Origin of the sequence: Bacteroides mucinivorans (assembly GCF_034654355.2) — a bacterium.
Lineage (GTDB): Bacteria > Bacteroidota > Bacteroidia > Bacteroidales > Bacteroidaceae > Bacteroides > Bacteroides nordii.
In genome coordinates this window covers 1,016,868-1,040,622 of the sequence record NZ_CP178179.1, presented here as the reverse complement: position 1 = coordinate 1,040,622, position 23,755 = coordinate 1,016,868, and the positions used below count along the sequence as shown (strand labels likewise).

Below are 23,755 nucleotides of genomic sequence, written 5' to 3'. Positions count from 1 at the left end.
TTATCACGCAGCCAACATTCTATTGGCAAACAGGCATATTACCTTATATAAAAATCGAGTAGCTTATCTCCTTCAAGGTATCCTTGCAGGTGCTGACCTACACTAACGGGACCTACTCCTGCGGGAGTACCCGTAAATAACAGGTCGCCAATTTTCAATGTCACAAAACGGCTCACATACGCAATAATATCATCCACATGAAATAACATGTCTGCCGTACATCCACTCTGCACCTCTTGTCCGTCAATTGTCAGGTTAAAATGTAACTGCTGAATATCAGCAAAGCGTTCAACCGGGACAAATGTGCCAATAGCTGCCGAGCTATCGAATCCCTTACAGAGTTCCCAAGGTCCGCCGAATTCACGAAAACGGCGTTGCAGATCACGAGCAGTAAAATCAATTCCAACGGTCACTGCATCATAGTAACGATGCGCAAAACGTGGGGCGATATTCTTACCTAAGCGGTTAATGCGTACTACCAATTCTGTTTCATAATGCACCTCGTCCGAAAAGTCGGGGATAAAGAATGGCTTACCGTCTTTCAGTATCGCCGAATCGGGCTTCATGAAGATAACCGGCTCTTGATTTATTAACGTATGTCCCAGCTCTTTATTGTGCTGAGTATAGTTCATTCCTACAGCGATAATCTTCATTATTTGATTTCGTTAAAATTCAATCGGTTAAACATAACAGCCAAATGGGCATAAAGGGAAGTATTCTGTACTACGATATTTTCAGGAACACGGATACGGAACGGTGTAAAGTTCCAAACAGCTTTAATGCCTCCCGCCACCATTACATCAGTAATACATTGCGCTATCTCAATAGGAACAGTAAGCACACCAATATGTACGTCATATTCCTGCATCTTCTTTGCAAATTCATCCGAATGAAAAATAGGAATACCATTCAGACTGGTACCTACCAAAGCAGGATTCACATCGAAAGCAGCCACTATTTCCAGACCAAAGTGTTTCAAGCCTGAGTCCTGCAACAATGCTCCACCCAAACTACCAACACCAAAAAGAAAAGCTTTATGAATATCTGTAAAGCCAAGAAAGTGCTCCAGAACAGCAATTAAGGTATCTACCTCATAGCCCACACGCGTACGCCCGGAAATATTAACGTAAGACAAGTCTTTCGCAATCTGTGAAGCATCTACATTGATTTCCTTGGATATCTGTGTAGAAGAAACGTAACGTTCCCCTCTCTGCTTCAGCAACTTAACATTAGACAAGTACCACGGTAGTCTGCGCAAAGTAGGTTCCGGCACCCTCATATTATCTTTATGCTGTATCTGACGATCCATTGTCACTTCTTTCATGCTTTAAGATTAGAGATTGGCAAATTTACATTATTTTTTCTGAAATACAACAGAGATGTCATAGAAGCTTAACATTATTTCTACATAGCAACTTAATACTCCCTGAACATTGCCAAAGGAATACTTACAGATACTCCAACCGAATGAAACTTCAGGCAATCAAAACCTACAAAAACTCCCGCCCGTAGTATTTCAGAAAGTCCCACAGAATAACCTATTTCCGTATAAGATTTCCGGCCATATACAACTACCGAACGGAGATGCAACGCTTCATCAAACCTCTTCTTTCTCAGAAAAGGAAGTTGCTTCAACAACAGATAAGGAGTATACCAGGAAAGATTGGCCTGCGCCCAACGGGTGTTATTAGAATAAGCGTAGTTATCAAGCAAAGCGAAGCCCGTATCAAACGTTCGTTCCGTAAACGGCAGACTTGTTGTTGCAAAATGTTTAAAATCGGGAAATTGCATTTTGTCAACATCCCCAAAAGCACCTGCATTCACATACCAATTAAAATTATTAAACATGCCGAATTCAACCTTTTGCCGCGCCGAAAACTCAGTCAGATGATAAGAAGGGGATGGTTTCATTCCATCCAAAGGAAATGCACGGTCATAACGGAGTGTAAAGGTTGGAAAGCGAGACTCCTCATAAACTTTTCTTCCACGTATCATTCGGTAATAATGTGCCGGTGTATATTCCAACACAAACGAAGCTTTTAATAATTCATTCTCTGGCATCGGTACAAAAGAACTATTGGCGGGAATATTAGGTTCTGCTTTTCGCTTAAACCAGCTCCTCGATATATGATTCTCCAGCATTTTGCGTTGCTGCCAGGTAAGTGATGCAGAAAAAAGCAACCCATTGGTCAACTCTATTTCATGCCCAATAAACAAGAAACGCTTATCATACAACTTCACATCATTGCGCCCAAAGAAAGAGGAAGCAACAGAGTTTATTAACCTGGATTCTCCGCTTTCTCCATTATAATCGGAAGAAAGTACACCACCCGACAATAAAAATTGTCCATTACGCCGCGGAGCATAATTCAATGTTATTTTCCCTTCTCCTACCAGCGATTTACGGGCAGTAGTATAATAGATGGATGGAGATAGCCGAAGAGTTGCAGTCTCCGATAATTTAATTCCCCCTTCCAAACGCGCTCCTAACCAGAATCCATCCACAAAATTATATTCAGGAATGTATGAAGGCAATCCATATAAACTTAACCAAGCCTTTTTGTTCTTAGTCCGGTATGTATCTCCTACAAAAAAAGCCTGCAAAACCTTTCTTGTGATAGAACGTCCTTTTACACTATCTTTCCGAAGTGAATCTTTCGGAGCTATCAATTTTTCTTTATTAATATAACTTTGGATCTCTTCCGGTTTTAAAGGAACACTACGAACTGCCGCCCAGTAGAGAGAATCTTTTTTATCTGCCAATGAGTCAGTTGCTACATTCCAACGGTCGGCAAGTGATCTCCGCTCATACTTATGCTCAGATTTTAACGTATCGGACGTTACAATTGATTTCTCCATCAGCTTGGATAACTTATAAGCCTCGTTCATTGTCAAATCTTCTTTTGCAGAGAGTTCTTTTATCTGCTTCTGTACCTTTTCCTGTTTCTTCGTGATTTTTGGATCAGCTACCGTAGCCTTAGATGTCTTTTGTTCCTGTATCCCAGATCCGCCAACAGTTTCTACACGTTCATAATGTACCGAAGCTAAATAAGACGCTTCCGCCTTGAGCCCCATCATATCAATTGTGCATTCCATACTGGTAGAAGTAGCTAAAAAAGCAGAAGGCTGCACTTCTTTACAAGTCACTTTTACCATGGTTTTTAATCCGCTCATACGAACCGAAAGACTGGCTGCAGAAACACACCAGAGATCTTCAACAATATACAGATCGCCCGCCACTAATTGCGGATTATCTTTCTTAGGAATCACCTTGATTTTATTTATCATATGACCACCTTCGGCATAAAAGCCTTCCATTTTGAAACGGTAATAAGAAAAGGCACCTTTACTCAATGGAGATACCTTATCAAAAATGGTAGGATTATAAAGATTGACAGTTGCCAGCCCCATGCTTATCTTAATCTCTTCCGGAAAAGTATTACTATAAGCTTTCACCGTATCTTTCCAAGTATTGGGAGCTTTGAACGTAACTTTACGCTGTTCTTCCAGCAAGAAAAGTTTCCCCAACATTTTCTTCGACTCCGTTCTTACCTCCTTGGATAGTTTTAATACAGCAGGAATACTTTTCACTTTCCCTGTACCCTTCAAATAGGTTTCAGCAGTAAAACCAGTTACTTGAGTCCGATAATAGGGCGCATTGGCTATCGCTCTTCGCATAACGGCATACGCAGGATCTTCCGCTCCTTTCACCACACTTACCTCATTCAGAGAATAGATACGTTCAGCAAGTACAACATTCTTCTCTAATCCACCGGCAGGCATCTGTATAGAAAGACTCTGACCTGCATATCCCAGCGAAGAAATCTCACAAGTATAATGTCCAGGTTTAAGTTCTGTTTGAAAGCACCCATTATCATCTGTAGTAAATCCCCATCTCAATTCCTTCAAATAAAGAGATGCATAAGGCACCGGCTCTCCTTTCTCATTTGCAATTCTCCCTTTAAACACTTGTGCTATAGAAGGTAAAGTTAAGAAACAGAATATTATAAACCATAAATATCTTTTCATTCCAGTTTTGTTTTACTAAGTAATCGTTCTAAATTATATGATACTATTACTGAAACGCAGATTATCGCAGATTATCGCAGATTCACGCAAAGAATATCATCGCTCAAGTATAGCGCAGCCATTTAATCTGCGATCATTTGCGTTTCAATAAAAAGCTGTCATAGTTACTACTTATCATAATATATGTATTAGACGACAAAAAGCACAAAAGATTGCAAGGATCAATACAAAATATTACTTTTGCCCAAAAGTGAAGATAAGCTGCACCCCGACATAAAAAATGAATGAGTTCATTTTATTCTACTCCCGGTTTGCATTATCTTTGGCCTTTATAAAAGAATGAATGATATGAAGAATAATGACTGGAAAGAACGATTGAATGTGGTTTATTCTACAAACCCGGATTTCAATTATGAAATGGATGATGATGAGGAACAGGTAACACTTACCCCCGCCCAGCAAAACTTACGCGTACAACTGGACCGGAAAAACCGGGGCGGAAAGGTAGTAACACTGATCACCGGTTTTGTCGGAACCGACAATGACCTGAAAGAATTGGGAAAGCAACTAAAAACCAAATGCGGTGTAGGAGGAGCAGCAAAAGATGGAGAAATCATGATACAAGGCGATTTCAAACAAAAAATACTTGAACTCCTAAAAAAAGAAGGTTATACAAGAACCAAACCCATAGGTTAGTGGTGCTTCCCGCACGGGGAGGTGCGACAGGCGATGAATAATATATAATGCAAAACAAGAAAACGGCCGCTATGGAACTATTTCCGAGCGGCCGTTTTTATATTTTTTATTACTGAATTATTCAGCTCTTAAAGTAAAGCGTTTGAATGCAGTAACAGTCAGATCTTTATCTACTGACTTCAGGTATTCAGCAACAGTCATTTTACCATCCTGAATGTATTCTTGCTTCAACAAGCAAACCTCTTTGTAGAACTTGCTGATACGACCCATAGCGATCTTTTCAATCATGTTCTCAGGTTTACCTTCCTGACGAGCTTTGTCAGCTGCAATTTCTTTTTCTTTTTCCAATACATCAGCAGGTACACCAGCTTCGTCCACTGCAATCGGGTTCATTGCAGCAACCTGCATAGCAACCTCGTGACCAACCTTCGGATCTACTTCTTTGCTCAAAGCAACCATTGTACAAAGGAAGTTCTTACCCTGGTGGTTGTAAGTAGCAATAGCAGAACCTTCCAGAGTCATGTAACCATCCAGTTCCATTTTTTCCCCAGTGATACCACTTCTGTCTGTTACAGCCTGAGCAATAGTAACGTCACCCATTGGCAAAGCCTGTACTTCTTCCAGAGTCTTGCACTTGTTAGCTACAGCAGCATCCAGAATATCCTGAGTTAATTTAATAAAATCTTCATTTTTAGCAACGAAGTCAGTTTCGCATTTCAAAGCAATGATAGCCCCAAAACCATCAGCAACTTTCACGAGTACACAACCTTCTGAAGCTTCGCGGTCAGAACGTTTTGCAGCAACTGCCTGTCCTTTTTCACGGATAATTTTCATAGCGCCATCAAAGTCACCATTAGCTTCTGTCAACGCATTTTTGCAATCCATCATACCAGCTCCGGTCATTTTGCGCAGCTTGGTTATATCAGCCATTGTTACAGCCATAATATTTTCCTATTTTAAGTTCGTTTATAAAAAAAGTAGTCAAGTATTAAGTAGTTAAGTAGTCAAGTAGAATGTTGGCTACAAAAAGTAGAAGTATTGCTACTTACTACTTAACTACTTACTACTGACTACTTACAATATATTAAGCCTCTTCGTCTTCCTTAATGAAAGCAGCAGCTTTAGCTGCATTGATTGCTTCTTCGTCGGACTTATCGAGTCTAGCCTTAGTTGATTTTTTCTTGCCTTTGTTAGCAGGAGCTTCACCAGCTGCTTCCATATCAATTTTCTCAGCTTTTCTTTCTTCCAAACCTTCCTGCATAGCAGCGCAGCAAGCTTCAAGAATTACTTCGATTGATTTAGTAGCATCATCATTTGCCGGAATTACGAAATCTACATTTGAAGGATCTGAGTTAGTATCAACAATACCAAATACAGGAATACCCAAACGGTTAGCTTCGCGAACAGCGATGTTTTCTTTCATTACGTCAATAACGAACAGAGCAGAAGGCAAACGAGTCAGGTCAGCGATAGAACCCAATGTTTTGTCCAGCTTAGCACGCTGACGAGAGATCTGAAGGATTTCTCTTTTAGAAAGATTAGAGTAAGTACCATCGTTAGTCAACTTATCGATAGTAGCCATCTTTTTCACAGCCTTACGGATAGTAGGGAAGTTAGTCAACATACCACCCGGCCAGCGTTCGATAACATAAGGCATATTTACAGATGCAGCTTTATCAGCTACAACTTGTTTAGCTTGTTTTTTAGTAGCAACAAAAAGGACTTTCTTGCCTGATTTTGCAATTTGTTTCAAAGCTTCAGCAGCTTCGTCTACTTTTGCAACAGTTTTGTGGAGGTCAATGATGTGAATACCATTGCGTTCCATGAAAATATAAGGAGCCATTGCGGGGTTCCACTTTCTTTTAAGGTGTCCGAAGTGGCAACCGGCTTCCAGTAATGTATCAAAATTTGTTCTTGACATCTTGTTTTTTCTTTAAATCGTTTACTTTCTTTTTTGTTTTTCTAAACCAACCGCCGGGTAGCCTGATCAAAGAGTCCCGGTAGTTTAGATACTAAACATATTCCGTCAGGCAGCACATTAACGCTTACTGAACTGGAATCTTCTACGAGCTTTCGGCTGACCCGGTTTCTTACGTTCAACAGAACGGGGATCGCGTGTCATGAATCCTTCAGCACGAAGAGCAGCTTTATCTTCAGCATTCATCTTAACCAGTGCACGAGCAATAGCTAAACGCAATGCTTGAGACTGACCTGTGAAACCACCACCACACAAGTTTACTTTGATGTCATACTTCTCAGCAACACCTAACTTGTTCAACGGTTGTTTTACTACATACTGAAGAATAGTTGATGGAAAGTACTCTGCAAGGTCTCTCTTGTTAATAGTAATCTTTCCTGTACCTTCGCTTACGAATACGCGTGCAATAGCACGTTTACGTCTGCCTAATGCATTTACTACTTCCATTATATCTTATTTAAGTAAGTTTATATCAATTGATTTCGGGTTCTGTGCATCGTGTTTGTGTTCGCCACCAGCGTATACATACATATTGCTCAGCAATTTAGCTCCCAGTCTATTTTTAGGAAGCATACCCTTTACTACCTTTCTCAGTAATCTGTCTTCGCCGTTAGGTTTAGCGATCAAACGGGCAGGAGTCATTTCTCTCTGACCACCAGGATAACCTGTATATGACAAATAAACTCTGTCATTCCATTTGTTACCAGTTAATTTAACTTTGTCTGCATTAATGATAATAACGTTATCACCGCAGTCTACATGAGGAGTAAAGTTTGGTTTATACTTTCCTCTCAACAGTTTCGCAACTTTTGCGCCCAGACGACCTAAAGTTTGGTCTGTAGCATCAACAATAACCCATTCTTTGGTTACAGTTGCCTTGTTTGCAGAAATGGTCTTGTAACTTAAAGTATCCACTCTTAATTTGTTTTTTAAATGTTACTACTAAAAATTTGCTCACCACTTATTAATCTTCCCCGGACAAAGGAAGATTAACTTGCTATGAATTAATCTCTTATCCTTTTGTGATAATAATCGGCTTGCAAAAGTACGGCTTTTCTTTGAATTGGCAAAGTATTTCTATCTTTTTTTGGATTTATCAGATTGAAAGACAAGGGTAAGAAAAACATAAGACAAATCCGGAATATTCATAAAATCATAAGGACCATACTAGGTCCTATCCTGTTTCCCGGCAAATTGTTTATATCTATTTTATATTATAAGCAAAACGCAAACACCAAATCAACAATATTTACATGAAGAAACAGTTACCAGTAAAAGTAACTCTCTATATATCCCCCATTCAGACCACTCCGTTCTATATTCCCTATATCTGAAGTACTTTTTACATAGACTCCCCCTTACGTCGCCCTGCCACTCTGACAAACAGAACCTTGCAGAATTACGCAAGAGGGTAGTTGAAAAAGGATACTGTATCAGTATATTTAAATTTCCAGTTCCGGAACCTGGTCTTTCAAAGTCACAGTTCGCTCCTCTTCTGTTATCTTTGTACTTCCATCATATTCCAGAATAATGTTTTCTGCTTTATTCTCTATTGTAAAAGTAGCTTTCCCTTTGGGAGATATATTCATTTTTATTATCCATTCACCGACTTTTAAGGTATCTTCCGATATCTTTTCAGGAACAACGCCGACGCTCCCCTGTTCATGTGTACTCACAACAGTAGCAAAGCGGTATACCGGACTATACGGAGATATCGCTGTAAAATGCCAGTGATTTTTGTATGGAGCAAAATATCCTTTGTCATCTGCACGTAGCCAATTGACAGCCGGATAGAAAAACTGATCTGTCTGCTTCATCTCCAGTTTATCATTTGCAAAAAGATAAGCATCCGACACCCCTCCTGCATTCGTTGCAGTAATGTGCGTCATACCCTTATCATTTTTTATAATCATCGGATGTTCTATTGTGTGCAAAAGATAACTCCAGGTGACAGCTGTATCGGCCTCCAATTCATCATAAATAAAAACAAGTCCCGCATTTCCCAATTCAACAACATGCCGCCGAAAAGTCTTCAACCGATTCTTATCCCAGCCATTAGCAGGTGAATACTCAAGACCAGAGTCCCGTCCGCGAGCCAACCAAAGAGGAGAAACCACCTCACCATAAGCATTGGAAGCATCTCCTACAAAATAAGATATTCGTTTACCTGTATAATATCTTGGAATCCATCCATATCCTTCGGTACCTATTCTCTGTCCCATACCGTTGACAAGAATACTATTGTGTGCTCGTGTGCTTCTATGGCAATATACACTATGTTCATCCGTGAAACTTATGTGATGTCCACTACTGTAAAAGAGAGGTTTCCCGCCGAAGAATGTATTGAAAGCATTTTGATTGGCAATAGCATGCGAAGTCGATCCATACGGGCTACTACGAAAAGTAAGCATCGCATTCCAACTGAAATTCTCCCAATCAGACATCAGCGTCACCACCCCCGTTTGTGGAAACACATAAGCAAGAGGAAGATCTTTCATTTTCTTACCTTCCGGCAAAGGGGTATGATTCTGAAGACGAAACCAGGAAAGATCTCCCGTCTTAGCCATAAAGGCTTTACGCAACAACTCCGGTTCCTTTTGCAAAATACACCGTACATAATCGGCACTATAAGTATTGTTTATTAACCGGGCCAGCGCATCGGCATATCCCACACGAACTCCACTGGGCTGCAACACATTTTGATGAGAACTTCCATTACCCGCTGATTTCGAGAAAGGCGGCTGTTGATAGATGACGTACATAGCCGAACCCTCATACCATGGATCAGAGAAAAAATCATACCCGCTAATACGGCTATAAAAATAAGGTACTTCTATTAGTGTACGAATATTAACATGAAAATAAGAATCACCGTTATGCCATGCACCATCCTGGTTTAATCCAGGAAAACGAGCCACCCACAAATTATAGCAATAATCAGCCCACACTTCGGCTTCCGGCAGATCACCATACACACTGAAAGTCGCCATCGTAAAGATACGAAAAGCCATTTGCCAGACACGATTATCGGCAATATGATTCTCCAGATGATTATTGAAGCGATTAAAAAACTTTGTTCCATTCTTTTGCACCTCTTTCAATAATAATCTTCTTTGCAAGGCATCCAACTTATCATAAAAAGCATCATAAGCCATAGAACAAAGAGAAAGTAATGCCGATTCATTAAAATCACCTACAAAATTCGGACTCTCCTCCCACTTTATCATTTCTAGGATGCGCTTCATTGCTTCTTCATAATAACGATCGTCCTTAGTCAACAGATAGGCACGCACAAATACCTCAGCATTAACCTCTTCCTTATCTACAATACGCCGGCTTTCCCGGGTAAGAAGCGCATTACGTTTTACCTCATTATCCAAACCAGCCATTTTACTTGTATCCGTGTCATCAATATGTTTCATCGGAACTTTCAATGTCTTTTCTGCACGTGCAATATACCAGGCGCGTTCAGGCGCATCCTGACTTTGAGAAATAAAGGTATCCCACTCGTCCGAAGCAATCAATACACGTGGATGCTCCGATGGCAGTTTACTTATAAACGTTTTGAATGAGGGAGGAGAAAAACGATCCTGATTCGGTTCTTGTGTGAATTTCAAAACCTCCGACCAGGAAGTCTTTCCTCCTTCTACATATCCGTATTGCCAGTACCAGATACCATCTGCAAGAGGAAATTCGGGATTATAAAAAGGCCATGAACAAACCGCTTCTATTACATTACTTTTAAAATTACGGTCTTGTGAAAGACGAACCCGGTACATTTGAGATGATTTACTTACTTTAGTTGTCTCCATACCATCGAGTCCACTCCCATGTATCTGATTATCTCCAGCTAAAGGCCACATCAAAGAAACAGCCCGCTCACCAACCACCGCATTATTCAGTGGAGAGGGAGTTTCCCGCATTTCATGCATCAACATAGCGTCTGACAAACGGATAGTCACCGGATGATCTTTTGAAGTCAAGTAGTGAATATAAGAACTTTGATCCTGCCCTAAAAGGCTTCCCGAAAAGAACAAAGCCGTTAACAAAGAAAAGAAATGATGTTTCATATATAAAAATAATAGATGTATTCAGTTTTGCCGCCTGCTATAATAGCGCAACGGCAAAAGTAAGTAGTAATCGGATACTTGAATATTATTTTTATCCTAAGATATTTAGATTTTGTACAAATTCTCACCAAAATCAAAAACTCAGATCCCTTTTCTTCTTTCTATATCATCCATTCATTCTCTTACCTTACGATTTCTTCCGGAAATACAGCCGGCATCTCCACCCTCTTCCATGTTTCATGAAACCAGGAATTCAGCTCATTACCGTTCAGGTCTTTTGCTATAAAATACTTTAAATGGAGCAGATCATTATCTTCTATCTCAAATTCAAGAATATTATCCTTATTATCAAGCATAGGAAGATGAATATTCTTCTCTATACTTTCTTTATAAGAATGACCCGTCACTTGCTTATAAGTACCATATCCGGTAATGATAGCATCCTGTCCGGGAATTATGGTAAAATTCACAATCCGTCCGTCATCACTTAAAACCTTGAATGTATTACTGGGCTTTAACACCCCCGGAACATCCGGAAGCTCTGACACATAATGACACAGTTGCCAGATTCCTTTCAGATTAGCAGGTTGAAACTTCGCTTTTTTCTGAGCCATAACACCTGTTACCATCAACAGCATCGCCGTCAATATGGTAAAGAAATAGAGTTTTTTCATCGCCGTATTATTTTTAGTTAATACTTTCAAGGCCTGTCGCTTACAAATATAAAAAAATCTTTTGAGAATCAAACAAATGTAAAGCAATAAAAAAGGCTTGCATCTTAAAAAGATACAAGCCTTTTTATTGAGAATCTAAAAAGATTTATTAGAATTCAGCGTTACGCGGTGTACGCGGGAACGGAATAACGTCACGTATATTAGCCATACCCGTCACAAAAAGCAACAGGCGCTCAAAGCCAAGTCCGAAACCAGAATGAGGACAAGTACCAAATTTACGCGTATCCAGATACCACCACATATCTTTCATCGGAATATGAAGTTCTTCAATACGGGTAACCAACTTATCATAATCAGACTCACGTTCTGACCCTCCGATAATTTCACCAATCTTCGGGAACAATACATCCATAGCACGTACCGTCTTTCCATCTTCATTCTGCTTCATATAGAAAGCTTTGATTTCCTTCGGATAATCAGTCAGAATTACGGGACGTTTGAAATGTTCTTCCACCAAATAACGCTCGTGTTCAGAAGCCAAATCAACTCCCCAATAAACAGGGAATTCAAACTTATGCCCTTTAGCTACAGCATCTTCCAGAATTTTAATACCATCCGTATAAGGCAAACGTACAAAATCCTCTTTCAACACGCCTTGCAAACGCTCTATCAAGCCTTTATCAAACATGTCGTTCAAGAACTTCACATCATCGGCACAATTGTCCAAAGCCCATTGCACGCAGTATTTTATAAACTCTTCGGCCAGATCCATGTTATCCGTGATATCATTGAACGCCACTTCCGGTTCAATCATCCAGAACTCAGCGAGATGACGAGGCGTATTCGAGTTTTCTGCACGGAATGTTGGTCCAAATGTATAAATAGCCCCCAAAGCAGTTGCAGCCAACTCGCCTTCCAACTGTCCCGAGACAGTCAGGCTCGCTTGTTTTCCAAAGAAATCGTCATCATAAATGATAGAACCGGTCTCATCTTTCTTCAGATCATACAAGTTCTTGGTAGTAACCTGAAACATTTGACCTGCTCCTTCACAATCCGAAGCCGTAATAATCGGCGTATGGAAATAAAAAAATCCTCTCTCATGGAAAAACTGATGAATAGCTATCGCCATGTTATGACGAATGCGGAACACTGCACCAAACGTGTTAGTACGGGGGCGCAAATGTGCTATTTCACGAAGGAACTCCATTGAATGTCCCTTCTTCTGCAACGGATATGTATTATCACAAGTACCCAGCACCTCTATTTCACGAGCCTGCACCTCCACTTTCTGCCCCGAGCCTACCGACTCAACCATCACACCATTTACACTTACACAAGCGCCTGTAGTGATCAGCTTCAGCATTTCTTCATCAAAGTTAGCCAGGTCAACTACTACCTGTACATTATTTATTGTAGAACCGTCATTCAGTGCGATAAAGTTTACTTGTTTGCTACCTCTACGGGTACGAACCCATCCTTTCACATTGACCATAGCGCCAAAGTCTTCGCGCTTCATCAGGTCGACAATTTTTGTTCTACTAATCTTTTCCATAACTATTGTATATACATTATTATATAATAGTAGTTAAGTAGTGAGTAGTTAAGTAGCAAGTAGGAATCGAAATGTCCACAAATAGATCTATCCTTTACTTACTACTTAACTGCTTAGTTACTTAACTACTTTTTTTTATTCAAAAGATCCCATGCGCAGGAAATTCACTTCCTGCTCAGTCAAATAACGCCATTCACCACGACGCAGACCTTTCTTAGTAAGACCGGCAAAGAATACACGATCCAGTTTTACCACTTTATAACCCAGTGATTCAAAAATACGACGAACAATACGGTTCTTTCCTGAATGGATTTCAATCCCCACCTGGTCACGTTTAATATCGTCGGCATAACTGATTGCGTCTGCATGGATTTCACCATCTTCCAATTCAACACCGGCAGCAATCTGATCCATATCCGCTTTTGTCAGATTCTTATCCAGATAAACATGGTAGATTTTCTTCTTCAGGAACTTAGGATGCGTCAGCTTAGAAGCCAGATCGCCATCATTCGTCAACAACAATACACCTGTGGTATTGCGGTCCAGACGTCCCACCGGATAGATACGTTCACTACAAGCTCCTTTTACAAGGTCCATTACAGTAAGACGCGCCTGAGGATCATCAGAAGTAGTCACACAATCTTTCGGCTTATTCAGCAGAACATACACCTTACGTTCAATGCTTACCGTTTCATCATGGAACTTCACAACATCAGCGCGTTTGATCTTAGTACCCAATTCCGTTACCACTTCACCATTCACCGAAACAACGCCGGCTGTGATAAATTCATCAGCTTCACGACGCGAACAAACACCAGCATTAGCCAAGAACTTATTCAAACGAATCGGTTCATTCGGATCAACAAACTGTTCCTTGTACTCTATCTGTTTTTTCTTACTATATTTCGCGTTGGGATCATAATCGCCTGTACGGCGCTGCGGACGGGCAAATCCTTGCGGACGACCTTCGCCTCCATTATTAAAGCGTGGACGATACGGACGATCACCGCCTTCACGATTGTAAGAAGGACGTTGCGGGCGGTCACCATAAGAACGTTGCGGACGATCGCCACCTTCACCATTATTGAAACGCGGACGATACGGACGATCACCACCTTCACGATTATAAGAAGGACGCTGCGGACGGTCGCCATAAGCAGGACGGTCACCATAGGAGCGCTGTGGACGGTCGCCACCTTCACCATTATTGAAACGTGGACGATACGGACGATCACCACCTTCGCGATTGTTATTATATGAAGGACGTTGCGGACGGTCACCATAAGCAGGACGATCACCATAGGAACGCTGCGGACGGTCACCACCTTCGTTGTTATTGTTAAAACGCGGACGATACGGGCGATCACCGCCTTCACGATTATAAGAAGGACGTTGCGGACGGTCACCATAAGAACGTTGCGGGCGGTCGCTGCCTTCACCATTAGAATTGAATCTTGGACGATACGGACGATCGCCACCTTCACGATTGTTGTAAGAGGGGCGATTATATCCACCTTCTCTGTTGTAAGATCTGTTACCATCACGGCTGGCGCCAGTGTTCTCTTCATTAGAGCTGTCACGCCATTCTTCGTTTTCTGTACTCATTACTTTATTCGAATAAAAATTAAACATAGGCCTCACGGCCGGTATTTCAGAGTTTTTTTTTAGAGTCCCGTATATGTATGCGGAGTTATCACTCTTAATTCTTTCTTTATATCTTCACTAACATTCAGTCCTTCGATAAACTCTTTAATAGAGCTTTCTGTTATCGCCTGGTTAGTTCTTGTCAGCGCTTTCAGTGCCTCATACGGGTGCGGATAAGCTTCACGGCGCAATATCGTCTGGATAGCCTCAGCAACCACACTCCAGCAATTATCCAGATCGCGGTAAATAGCCGGCTCGTTCAGTAACAATTTACGTAATCCCTTCAGAGAGCTTTGAATAGCGATTATAATATGTCCGAACGGCACACCTACATTACGCAACACAGTAGAATCTGTCAGGTCACGCTGCAAACGGGATACCGGCAATTTCACTGCCAGATGCTCAAGAATAGCATTTGCTATCCCAAGGTTACCTTCAGCATTTTCAAAATCTATTGGATTCACTTTATGCGGCATCGCACTTGAACCTACTTCACCTGCTTTTATTTTCTGCTTAAAGTACTCCATAGAAATATACTGCCAGAAGTCGCGGTTCATATCAATCATTATCGTATTGATACGCTTCATTGCGTCAAAGATAGCCGACAAATTATCATAATTCGAAATCTGTGTAGTATACTCTTCACGCTCCAATCCCAATTTTTCCGCTACAAAACGATTACCGAACGCCTTCCAGTCATATTCCGGATAAGCTGCACGATGCGCGTTATAATTACCGGTTGCTCCACCAAATTTTGCAGTTACAGGAGACGCTTTCAATGTTGCCAACTGGCGTTCCAGACGATACACAAACACCATCACCTCTTTACCCAAACGAGTTGGAGATGCAGGTTGTCCATGTGTCTTGGCAAGCATCGGAATAGCTTCCCATTCTGTAGCATACGTTTTCAACTGAGCTATCAGTTCTTCAATCTGCGGGTAATACACCTGCTCCAATGCTTCCTTAATAGAAAGAGGGATAGAGGTATTATTAATATCTTGTGAAGTCAGGCCGAAGTGAATAAACTCCTTGTAGTCATCCAATCCGCCCAATTTATCAAATTCTTCTTTCAAAAAATATTCTACTGCTTTCACATCGTGATTAGTAACACTCTCTATATCTTTGATACGCTGAGCATCTGCTTCAGAGAAGTTACGATAGATAGCACGTAAGGCTTCAAATACACTTTTGTCGATTCCTTTAAGTTGTGGTAATGGTAGTTCGCATAGAGTAATGAAGTATTCCACCTCTACCTGCACGCGGTATTTTATCAGTGCAAATTCAGAAAAATAGGTTGCCAAAGCTTCGGCTTTGCCTCTGTATCGGCCGTCAATAGGAGAAATGGCCGTTAATAAATCAAGTTTCATATGTCGTTCGGATAATTATCAGGTTGCAAAATTAACTCTTTTTCCTGATTTATAATGCATAAAGGGGGTAGAAAGTTTATATAAAAGAGGTAAGAAAACAAAAAATGCTTCGCGAAAGACTTCACGAAGCATTTTACTTATCTATCGTGGGCGCTGAGGGATTCGAACCCCCGACCCTCTGGGTGTAAACCAGATGCTCTGAACCAGCTGAGCTAAGCGCCCTTTTGTCAAGCGGAAGTGTTTCGTTTTTAAATGTGGGCGCTGAGGGATTCGAACCCCCGACCCTCTGGGTGTAAACCAGATGCTCTGAACCAGCTGAGCTAAGCGCCCGTACACTTCCGTTTCAAAAGCGATGCAAAGGTACAGCTTATTTTGAGAATACCAAAACTTTCGATAATTATTTTTTCACTATTTTATTCCAAAAGAAACGAAGTTACTGATTATCAACAACAAAAAACTTTCTAAAAAATAAGATACATATCACCAGAAATCCGGCTATCGCTACAAATGCCCATACCCCTCCTATCTGTCTCCTCTGTTTTTTCTCCCGTTCATCCACTTTTATCAACGATTTACCAACCGCAAAAGAAGAATCGGCTTTTACAAAAGAGTGTTCCGCACATCCTTTCTGCAATTGCGTCCTTCCTCTATCAATCACCTTTTTAGTAACGGAAAAAGACTTCCTTTGTACTGCTTTTCCATTCTCATGACCTACTCCTATGGTATCCTCTTTCCAAGAGAAGACAGTTTCTTCTATATGTTCATCAGTCTGCCTGTTATTTTTCCATTCCGTTTTTCGTACGTTATCCACTCTTTCATAATGCCCTTTTGCAGTAACAGAGTCTATTTCCACGTTCCGTTCTATCCGGAAATGAGAACTGCCACATGCCGACAAAAAAGGCAAAATCACCCCTATCAACAACCATTTCTTAACATCAAAACAAGGGCATACCTTTATAAATTCACCCGGTTCTATCCTCCCATCTCCATTCAGGTCCGGCGAAGTATCCCGATGCCCCATCACCGTCACTATCCCATAGCGTTGTTTCAGTTCCTCGATAAGCCGTTTCAACGTTTCTTTCTGCGCCCTGGTTCGTGTATCAGCCGGATGTCCCCCGGCATCCAACCCACCAATGTAGCAGATACCAATACTCCGCTCATTCCATCCTATACAATGAGCCCCCATCCGCGTAATCTCTCTCCCGGATTCCACACTTCCATCCAACCGTACCACATAGTGATATCCTATTTCGTTCATCCCCTGGGCACGATGCCAACGATCTATATCTTTAGCGCTGAAATCCATTCCCGCCTGCGTAGCCGAACAATGAATTATAATCGAATCGATTCTCCTCATAATACTCATTTTTTAAGATTAATAATCCGACGGAGGAATACGTTTTCCACACCCTCTTATCTCACATTTCTTTATTTCCGACTCCTTCTGTGCCAGTTCTACTTCATGGCAACGGATCATCCACCCCATTTTATCTTCCTGCTCCTTCCGTAGTTCAGCATAAAGTCCGTCAATCTTCCCATCGCGCTGTTCCAGGCGCTCTTCAAGCCAATCCACCTTCTTTCTGCGATTCTCCTCCTCTATACAACTCACTGATGCCTCCTCCTTCCGGGCATCCATTTTTCGGTAAGTAACCAATCGCACGAGCCATTTAATGGCCTCCAGCCCGCCAATGGCAGTGATGAAGGCCATAATTGTTGTCAACGACACCTAACTTACGTTATACAGAAGGATCCTCTCCTTCCCCTTCTCCTCCGGAAGGAGTACCGGAGCCTTCATCATTGATTCTGTCCAGGTCTTTAAACGTCAATCCATCGGTACGGGTAGAGGATGCTCCCGCATTAATACGTATATCCTTATTCGCACGAAAACAGATACGCAATCCTGTAATGTCACTTGCCGAAAAATCTTCCGGTTTATCGGCTCCTTTACTTTGTGCCGACAGGTAAAAGTAACCTATCCCATCAATATTAACCGAACGTCCACCCAGAAGAGTTTTACGCAGCAGTGTCCGAAAATCTTTCAGTACACTGATTGTCTCACCTTCACTCACACCCGAATTTCCACTGATTTCCTGCGCCACCTCTTTTAGTGTTGCCGCGGTGTCATACTTATAAGAAATAATAGGATACGTTCTTTTAACTGAACTTTTGTCTGTCGGATCACTCAAACGTAAAATTCTTTTAAATCTAATTGCCATAATCTTCTTTTTTTTAAAATAAATACTCAATGTTATTACTTCGCTAACGTTAACATTGCAAAGATGCGACATTCACCTCAGAGACAAAAAGACAGGTTACAGCATCCTATTAATACGATTTAGTATATAAAAAGAGACAATTACAGGACAAGAAAGGGAGAGAGGGAAGGTAATAAAAGAGTTATTTCTATTTCCCGGCAAGTCAGTATAATCTAAAACTACATTAAAAACCAGAATACCCCCAAAAGCCGGAATTGCACATTTACAACTCCGGCCTTTCTTTATATTTAGTGTGAGTTTCAATATCACAAAATAAAGATAGCCAAACTTCTCCGTAAAACAGAGAAATCTGGCTATTGATAGCTACATTTGAGATGAAAAGAATGTAGCATCATATTTAAAAAGGACGCATTGAATTCTAAATAAAAGCCCTCCTTATAAATAAACCACGCCTGATTTAAAAAGGAGGGCTACACAAACAAACAATAATATTAAGCAGGATTATCATGATTCACATCAGAATAATCCGGCATTCCTTACACTCTTTTAATCTTTAGAGTAAGGAAGAAAGCATTGAACGAATCCAATGTTTGGGGTTATGCAGTCGTCTTCTGTTTCCAGACAAAATAGGGAATACAAAAGAACAAGAAAAGTCCCTTTAACAAGCTCAAAAAAGTCTTCATCAAAAGCTTATTTTTATACCTATCAGAGAATTAAAACTTTAAAAAGATCATATTTAGAAAGTTGTGTATATTGTTACTATTTGGTAACTTAATAACATTTGTCTTTTTAGTGAGAAACAAAAGCTCCATTTCTCCGAAGTGTATCTTTTAATTCTTCAGAACACTTTACGTAAGAGAAATTATAAGCTGACACATCAAAAGCGGTAATAATATTAAAGGAATAACGAAAATCCGTCCAATCGTCAGAACAGAAAAGTAAACGACCATTCGACAAAACAGCAACGAGCTGATCATTCTGTATATTGAATCCGATGTCTAAAATATCGCCATCAATTACACGATGGCTTCCATTATACGGATGCTTTTTCCACCACCCCCTTTTCTGCCCATTCTGTTCTATTTCAAAAAAATAGTGAGTCCTTAAAACTCTTCGACCATCTGACTCTGCAATGATTGTCTTTTGAGGATGAACCACCATCATCGAATTTGAAGCAGGCAAATCTAAATGCCGCAAAACAGCTCCATTCCCTGTATGATAAATATCTAATCTGCCATCCTCCAATGCTACCGCTATAAAAGGTTGTTCTTTAAAGGAACTTATGGAATTGATAGAAGCACCGTCTCCATTAAACATTAATATAGAACCATCTCTAAAGCTTCTCAATTTAGCCGTTCTGCCAGAGCCATTAACAGCAGCAACAGAACCATCTCGCAAGAAACAAATAAGACTTGGATTAGGAATAGGACTATCTAAATTAGATTCCTTACCGGTACGAAGATTATATAGACATACCCGTCTGGATTCTTTTTTCCTTATTACACAATCTTCTTTGCAGAGAATCTTACCCCGGTGACTTTGAAGAAAATGTTCATTAAAAATTCGCTCTGTATATGATTTCACGTCATATACCCATGTAGAGTGTAGCTGCCTTCCCAACATCCAATCTCCTCTCTCCGACAAATGTATGCTTTCCACCGAACTCGGGCAGGATAACTCAGCTACCTTCACTCCCTCATCCAAATTCCATAATTGTACACGTCTGCGACCATCAAATGCTTCATAGCTCATGGTTACGGCCCGACTTCCGTCTCCGGAAATAGCAGCATCCATTAGCTTCGGCTTTCCGCGTGAAAGAATACCCACCACAGACTTTTCATGTTCAAGCACCAATCGACCATCCGCATAGGATACAACATGCAGATTATCGTCTCCCGTTCTATCAATCTCACCAAAGCTGCCATCGCACTCATTCTTCTTAAATCTTGAAATAGATGTAATATCTATACCGTCCACCGGTTGTAAATAGATATCCTTCCCCTGATTGATAGCAATGCACTCTAAGGATACCAAATCGTAAACTACTTCACGGTTCGGATAATACAAATGCAGTCTACCTTCAGCAACAATAATCAACTTTAGCTTGCTACAGATACCTCCATCTTTGCCGATTGCTCCGGAATAGTGCCATCCATCTTTGTAAGAGAAGACGGAAAGATTACCCGAGAGGACAAAAAGACGATCATCTAAAAATAACATCTTGGCCACCTTCTTTTCGAAATCAAAGACAAATGGTTCAGAAGAATTTAAGAGGGAAAATATGTAAATCTTATAATCTGCCCATGTTGCCAAATAGTCCTTGCCAAGTGACAGACATAGATTCATATGACAGACCGGTGTACCCAAGCTTATACCCAAAGACACTTTGTCTATAGTGGAATCATTCAACGAAACAGGCGTTGGCATTGCGATGTTATTGGGCAAAGTAACTCCTCTCAAATCCATTTCGGAATAATCGGCAACATTATCCTCTTCTGTCGAAGGGAATGTATCTAATAGGTTCTGCGCCAAAACCTTCAACTCCAACTTTCCAATAGCTGCATGCCTTATCTTTTGGGCAATCCCCCTCCAATATAATCCACCCATCTGCCTTATGTAAGACATAATGGCAATTGGGAGTTCACGCGAATTCCATAACGAAAGAATATCCCGGTCATTGTTTGAGCGACAAATGATATACTTTGCTGAAAGATAATCACGATACATTTGGTGAGGAAACGCAGTCAACCCATTTTCCTTGTATAGAAATCTCATTTCATTGGCGAGGAAATCTGTCACCAAGAATGAGTCTAAAGTCAAAGCAGAAGAATCTCGATAAAATTCACGTATTGAATTAGCCTTATCCTCATCTATCACAACATCAGTCAACACATCTTTCAAGATTTGCCTAAACTTATTATCTTCCATATTTATCCTGAAAGACGATTCATAAGCATAAGCAATATTCGGAAGGACTTCATCCAAACAGACTTGTGACAAAAGTACCTTTTTACCATCTACCTGCTCTCGTCGCATCAATAATGCCTGCTGAGCCACATAGTAATTATGAAAAAGGTCGGCCTCACAAGTTATAGGGAATATCCAATCCAAGAAAGGAACATTCCTATAATCATTTACGACCGAACAGATTTCCTTATAGATGGTTACCATCATGGGGTTACAAAGCAAACGCATCAAAACTTGCGACTGCTCTATATTCCTCCATTCGTCATCCGAAAAGAGGCCTTTAATATTTTTCTCACTCAGTTCGCATAAAACCGCTTTTTGAAAAGATGGTAAATTATATCGTATAGTAAAATCAGATCTGGAAGATATTAGAATTTGAATTCCATTTAGAAAACTTAATTGCTGTATCTCCTTTACAAAAGCCTGTTCCAATGTACCATCCACCTCATTCAAACCATCCACAAATATTGTAAGAGTAGGTACGCGATGCTTCGCAGTTAAACACTTGTCCAACAATGCCATATCCCCTTCATACAGACACCTTGCACAATATTGAACAATTCCCATGCCCAAACTCGCTAATTGCTCAACCGAGATATACAGCACAGGATAATCTGCAGACTTACAGAAATCCAATAACATCGTCGTCTTTCCCATGCCACCATCAGCGAGGAGGACAATATGAGGAATATTTGTATTCCATGACGCATCAAGAAGCTCTCCTAAGGTATAATCGTTACAATTCAAATGAATCTTCGGAACAAGATCACGCTCTAAATTATCCGGCAAACGATGAGCAAACCGTTCATTTGCCTGTCTTGCTACTGCCAGTTCCCTTGATACACCACCATCTCCAACAGGTTTCATCTGAAACCTATAAGTATCAAGACGTTCACCATCTAAATCGATGATGGGATACTTGGCCCATCCTTCAGGAAACCATGTATAAGCATAAACGCGACAATCATAAGTTAAAGGGTCATACTCTCCAATTAATATCGTTGCGTTTGCATCATTCTCAACAAACAATTCTCCTGCCTGAAGAGAATCAAGATACTTTAGTCGTTGCAAATTATGATCGTGTTCATGCCCGGCCAACCAGAGTCTCACACCATTTTTCTGCAACACATCTGAGAGAAACTTCTTTTCATCCTGAAGCAAAGACGTAATAGAATAATGGGTAAGCAAGATAGTTGGTTTCTGCTTGTTCAGATTACGGATAACAGAATATAAAGATTCTAATCCAACCAATAAATCAGTCGCTTTCCCACTTTTGGAATAAGCAAGCGTAGAGTCAACATGTAGAATATTGAAATCCGGTGTCTCAATATTGAAATGAGGGACATCTGCATTTGTATAATTATTTAGCCTGTCATCGGAGTAAAGCTTAGACAAAAATTCAACAAATTTTTCTCTGCCACACATAATAGAAGCCAAGTCCTCAGTATCTATGTGTCCATACTTTGGTTTATAATAGCCACCATAGGGAAGCAGACGTTGAATTGCCTCCTCTCTTCCACCAACAAAAATATCCACATCATGATTGCCGGGAACAATATACAACCGATCCTTTGATACATCTACTGCATTACAGATATCATTCAGATAATCTGCCATCTCATCCGTAAAGTCGTTGGGCGTAACATTTGCCGACCTTATATCCCCGGTACAGAACACATAGTCACACTTCAAACCCTCTTGCCTTAGGAAAGACGGGAGTTCGTCACGAAGCCTACCAGAAGAAAAATTCCGGTTATTCAAATGTAAGTCTGATATATGTAACCAACGGATCATTATTCGTATTTATTATTTTTATTAAGCATCGTGCTAAATTATAACATTTAAACGATTACCACTATGTCCGCAGAGGCTAAAGTTACGGAGATTTATTATATGACGAATGATTTTTGCAGAAAAATTACCTAACAGTAGGAAAGAAATAAGGCCCCTGCATATCATTGACCCATTTTAGATAAAAGTATGCAAGAAATGGCTTATTTTCCACTGGTACTACTGAATCCCATATTTCACTATCGCTCTCCTTCAAAGATTAAATTAATAGGTGTGAAAACCACATTGACTAATATTTTGAATACACATGTTTATACAGCAGATCATATTCTTCTGGATATTTGTATTTTAAAAAGCTGTTAAATAATTCTTCAAGAATTGTCTGAAGGACAGTGCGCCCATTTTGCAGGTGACACAAAAGTATGATAGACCGTCGAAGCCTCAGCCCCCTTATGGTTGCCAAAAGTCATTTTATTCTTGCATTCAATCGTCAAAGGACGAATGGAACGTTCAGCGATAGAATTATCAATGTTAGCAGTTCGCCTTTGGGCGAAGGGGCGGCAAGTAAACGGGTCAACTCCAACCAAATGAAACCTATAATTTCGGTAGTTACCGTTCCTTCGTCGCTTGATTTCATTAGGGGGAAGATAAACATTACTATAATCACGTTCTAAATCATACAGCTGACCGACCCATCCCATAAAAGACCGAGCCTTTTCATCCTTGCCCTGCAATAAGGCTTTTTGAAAGCGATCCCTCATATGAGCCATA

18 protein-coding genes and 2 tRNA genes are annotated in these 23,755 nt (G+C 40.5%); 1 reads left to right on the top strand and 19 read right to left on the bottom strand.

Going from position 1 to position 23,755, the window contains the following annotated elements; translation table 11 throughout:
• Positions 1 to 38: 38 nt before the first annotated feature.
• The 3 genes from VCM39_RS03635 to VCM39_RS03625 form a co-directional block, all read right to left on the bottom strand.
• The gene (locus tag VCM39_RS03635; RefSeq protein WP_002562276.1) at positions 39 to 653 is read right to left on the bottom strand and encodes a fumarylacetoacetate hydrolase family protein; all 615 of its coding nucleotides are present in this window, start codon (positions 651 to 653) and stop codon (positions 39 to 41) included.
• Positions 653 to 1,315: a redox-sensing transcriptional repressor Rex gene (locus VCM39_RS03630; RefSeq protein WP_025867468.1), complete on the bottom strand. Its 663-nt coding sequence runs from the start codon at positions 1,313 to 1,315 to the stop codon at positions 653 to 655. Before VCM39_RS03630 ends, VCM39_RS03635 begins: the two co-directional genes overlap by 1 nt.
• Before the next feature lie 101 nt (positions 1,316 to 1,416).
• Positions 1,417 to 4,029: a DUF5686 and carboxypeptidase regulatory-like domain-containing protein gene (locus VCM39_RS03625; protein ID WP_322933747.1), complete on the bottom strand. Its 2,613-nt coding sequence runs from the start codon at positions 4,027 to 4,029 to the stop codon at positions 1,417 to 1,419.
• 348 nt (positions 4,030 to 4,377) lie between these two features.
• On the opposite strand from VCM39_RS03625, the gene VCM39_RS03620 reads away from it, so the two are divergent.
• Complete coding sequence (locus VCM39_RS03620; RefSeq protein ID WP_323674027.1) at positions 4,378 to 4,725, top strand: translation initiation factor; 348 nt, start codon at positions 4,378 to 4,380, stop codon at positions 4,723 to 4,725.
• A gap of 117 nt (positions 4,726 to 4,842) precedes the next feature.
• Here the strand turns inward: VCM39_RS03620 and tsf are convergent, their stop codons facing one another.
• From tsf to VCM39_RS03540, 16 genes are all read right to left on the bottom strand, one after another.
• Positions 4,843 to 5,667 carry a translation elongation factor Ts gene (tsf, locus tag VCM39_RS03615; protein WP_195350428.1) on the bottom strand — a complete coding sequence of 275 codons (825 nt, stop codon included), beginning with the start codon at positions 5,665 to 5,667 and terminating at the stop codon, positions 4,843 to 4,845.
• A 142-nt stretch (positions 5,668 to 5,809) separates the two neighbouring features.
• Complete coding sequence (rpsB, locus tag VCM39_RS03610; RefSeq protein ID WP_002562281.1) at positions 5,810 to 6,646, bottom strand: 30S ribosomal protein S2; 837 nt, start codon at positions 6,644 to 6,646, stop codon at positions 5,810 to 5,812.
• Positions 6,647 to 6,763: 117 nt separating this feature from the next.
• Positions 6,764 to 7,150: a 30S ribosomal protein S9 gene (gene rpsI / locus VCM39_RS03605; RefSeq protein WP_002562282.1), complete on the bottom strand. Its 387-nt coding sequence runs from the start codon at positions 7,148 to 7,150 to the stop codon at positions 6,764 to 6,766.
• Positions 7,151 to 7,156: 6 nt separating this feature from the next.
• On the bottom strand, positions 7,157 to 7,618 hold the full coding sequence (rplM, locus tag VCM39_RS03600; protein ID WP_002562283.1) for a 50S ribosomal protein L13: 462 nt from the start codon (positions 7,616 to 7,618) through the stop codon (positions 7,157 to 7,159).
• 527 nt (positions 7,619 to 8,145) lie between these two features.
• The gene (locus VCM39_RS03595) at positions 8,146 to 10,773 is read right to left on the bottom strand and encodes a DUF4962 domain-containing protein (RefSeq protein ID WP_322933745.1); all 2,628 of its coding nucleotides are present in this window, start codon (positions 10,771 to 10,773) and stop codon (positions 8,146 to 8,148) included.
• Between the two features lie 182 nt (positions 10,774 to 10,955).
• Complete coding sequence (locus tag VCM39_RS03590) at positions 10,956 to 11,447, bottom strand: DUF4488 domain-containing protein (protein WP_322933744.1); 492 nt, start codon at positions 11,445 to 11,447, stop codon at positions 10,956 to 10,958.
• Between the two features lie 148 nt (positions 11,448 to 11,595).
• Positions 11,596 to 12,999 carry an asparagine--tRNA ligase gene (gene asnS / locus VCM39_RS03585; RefSeq protein WP_044166756.1) on the bottom strand — a complete coding sequence of 468 codons (1,404 nt, stop codon included), beginning with the start codon at positions 12,997 to 12,999 and terminating at the stop codon, positions 11,596 to 11,598.
• A gap of 135 nt (positions 13,000 to 13,134) precedes the next feature.
• Entirely contained in the window at positions 13,135 to 14,604 is a 1,470-nt protein-coding gene (locus tag VCM39_RS03580; protein WP_221649748.1) for a pseudouridine synthase, read from the bottom strand.
• A gap of 59 nt (positions 14,605 to 14,663) precedes the next feature.
• Positions 14,664 to 16,010: an adenylosuccinate lyase gene (gene purB / locus VCM39_RS03575; protein WP_322933743.1), complete on the bottom strand. Its 1,347-nt coding sequence runs from the start codon at positions 16,008 to 16,010 to the stop codon at positions 14,664 to 14,666.
• 147 nt (positions 16,011 to 16,157) lie between these two features.
• Positions 16,158 to 16,232, bottom strand: a tRNA-Val gene (locus VCM39_RS03570).
• Between the two features lie 33 nt (positions 16,233 to 16,265).
• A tRNA-Val gene (locus VCM39_RS03565) sits at positions 16,266 to 16,340 on the bottom strand.
• Between the two features lie 103 nt (positions 16,341 to 16,443).
• On the bottom strand, positions 16,444 to 17,367 hold the full coding sequence (locus VCM39_RS03560; protein WP_322933742.1) for an N-acetylmuramoyl-L-alanine amidase: 924 nt from the start codon (positions 17,365 to 17,367) through the stop codon (positions 16,444 to 16,446).
• Between the two features lie 18 nt (positions 17,368 to 17,385).
• Positions 17,386 to 17,736, bottom strand: coding sequence for a hypothetical protein (locus VCM39_RS03555; RefSeq protein WP_025868321.1), 351 nt, complete (start codon positions 17,734 to 17,736; stop codon positions 17,386 to 17,388).
• A 10-nt stretch (positions 17,737 to 17,746) separates the two neighbouring features.
• The gene (locus tag VCM39_RS03550) at positions 17,747 to 18,226 is read right to left on the bottom strand and encodes an HU family DNA-binding protein (RefSeq protein WP_289292929.1); all 480 of its coding nucleotides are present in this window, start codon (positions 18,224 to 18,226) and stop codon (positions 17,747 to 17,749) included.
• Between the two features lie 789 nt (positions 18,227 to 19,015).
• Positions 19,016 to 22,987, bottom strand: coding sequence for a metallophosphoesterase (locus VCM39_RS03545; protein ID WP_322933741.1), 3,972 nt, complete (start codon positions 22,985 to 22,987; stop codon positions 19,016 to 19,018).
• Between the two features lie 368 nt (positions 22,988 to 23,355).
• Positions 23,356 to 23,685, bottom strand: a complete 330-nt coding sequence (locus VCM39_RS03540) for an IS66 family transposase (protein ID WP_322933740.1) — start codon at positions 23,683 to 23,685, stop codon at positions 23,356 to 23,358.
• Positions 23,686 to 23,755: the final 70 nt, after the last annotated feature.

Bases quoted from the DNA above. Each gene is read 5' to 3' on its own strand.
- rpsB (WP_002562281.1), bottom strand. From the start codon at position 6,646: ATGTCAAGAACAAATTTTGATACATTACTGGAAGCCGGTTGCCACTTC.
- rpsI (WP_002562282.1), bottom strand. From the start codon at position 7,150: ATGGAAGTAGTAAATGCATTAGGCAGACGTAAACGTGCTATTGCACGC.
- VCM39_RS03540 (WP_322933740.1), bottom strand. From the start codon at position 23,685: ATGGGATGGGTCGGTCAGCTGTATGATTTAGAACGTGATTATAGTAAT.
- VCM39_RS03545 (WP_322933741.1), bottom strand. From the start codon at position 22,987: ATGATCCGTTGGTTACATATATCAGACTTACATTTGAATAACCGGAAT.
- asnS (WP_044166756.1), bottom strand. From the start codon at position 12,999: ATGGAAAAGATTAGTAGAACAAAAATTGTCGACCTGATGAAGCGCGAA.
- VCM39_RS03620 (WP_323674027.1), top strand. From the start codon at position 4,378: ATGAAGAATAATGACTGGAAAGAACGATTGAATGTGGTTTATTCTACA.
- VCM39_RS03635 (WP_002562276.1), bottom strand. From the start codon at position 653: ATGAAGATTATCGCTGTAGGAATGAACTATACTCAGCACAATAAAGAG.
- purB (WP_322933743.1), bottom strand. From the start codon at position 16,010: ATGAAACTTGATTTATTAACGGCCATTTCTCCTATTGACGGCCGATAC.
- VCM39_RS03580 (WP_221649748.1), bottom strand. From the start codon at position 14,604: ATGAGTACAGAAAACGAAGAATGGCGTGACAGCTCTAATGAAGAGAAC.
- VCM39_RS03550 (WP_289292929.1), bottom strand. From the start codon at position 18,226: ATGGCAATTAGATTTAAAAGAATTTTACGTTTGAGTGATCCGACAGAC.
- VCM39_RS03590 (WP_322933744.1), bottom strand. From the start codon at position 11,447: ATGAAAAAACTCTATTTCTTTACCATATTGACGGCGATGCTGTTGATG.
- VCM39_RS03595 (WP_322933745.1), bottom strand. From the start codon at position 10,773: ATGAAACATCATTTCTTTTCTTTGTTAACGGCTTTGTTCTTTTCGGGA.
- VCM39_RS03625 (WP_322933747.1), bottom strand. From the start codon at position 4,029: ATGAAAAGATATTTATGGTTTATAATATTCTGTTTCTTAACTTTACCT.
- VCM39_RS03560 (WP_322933742.1), bottom strand. From the start codon at position 17,367: ATGAGGAGAATCGATTCGATTATAATTCATTGTTCGGCTACGCAGGCG.
- tsf (WP_195350428.1), bottom strand. From the start codon at position 5,667: ATGGCTGTAACAATGGCTGATATAACCAAGCTGCGCAAAATGACCGGA.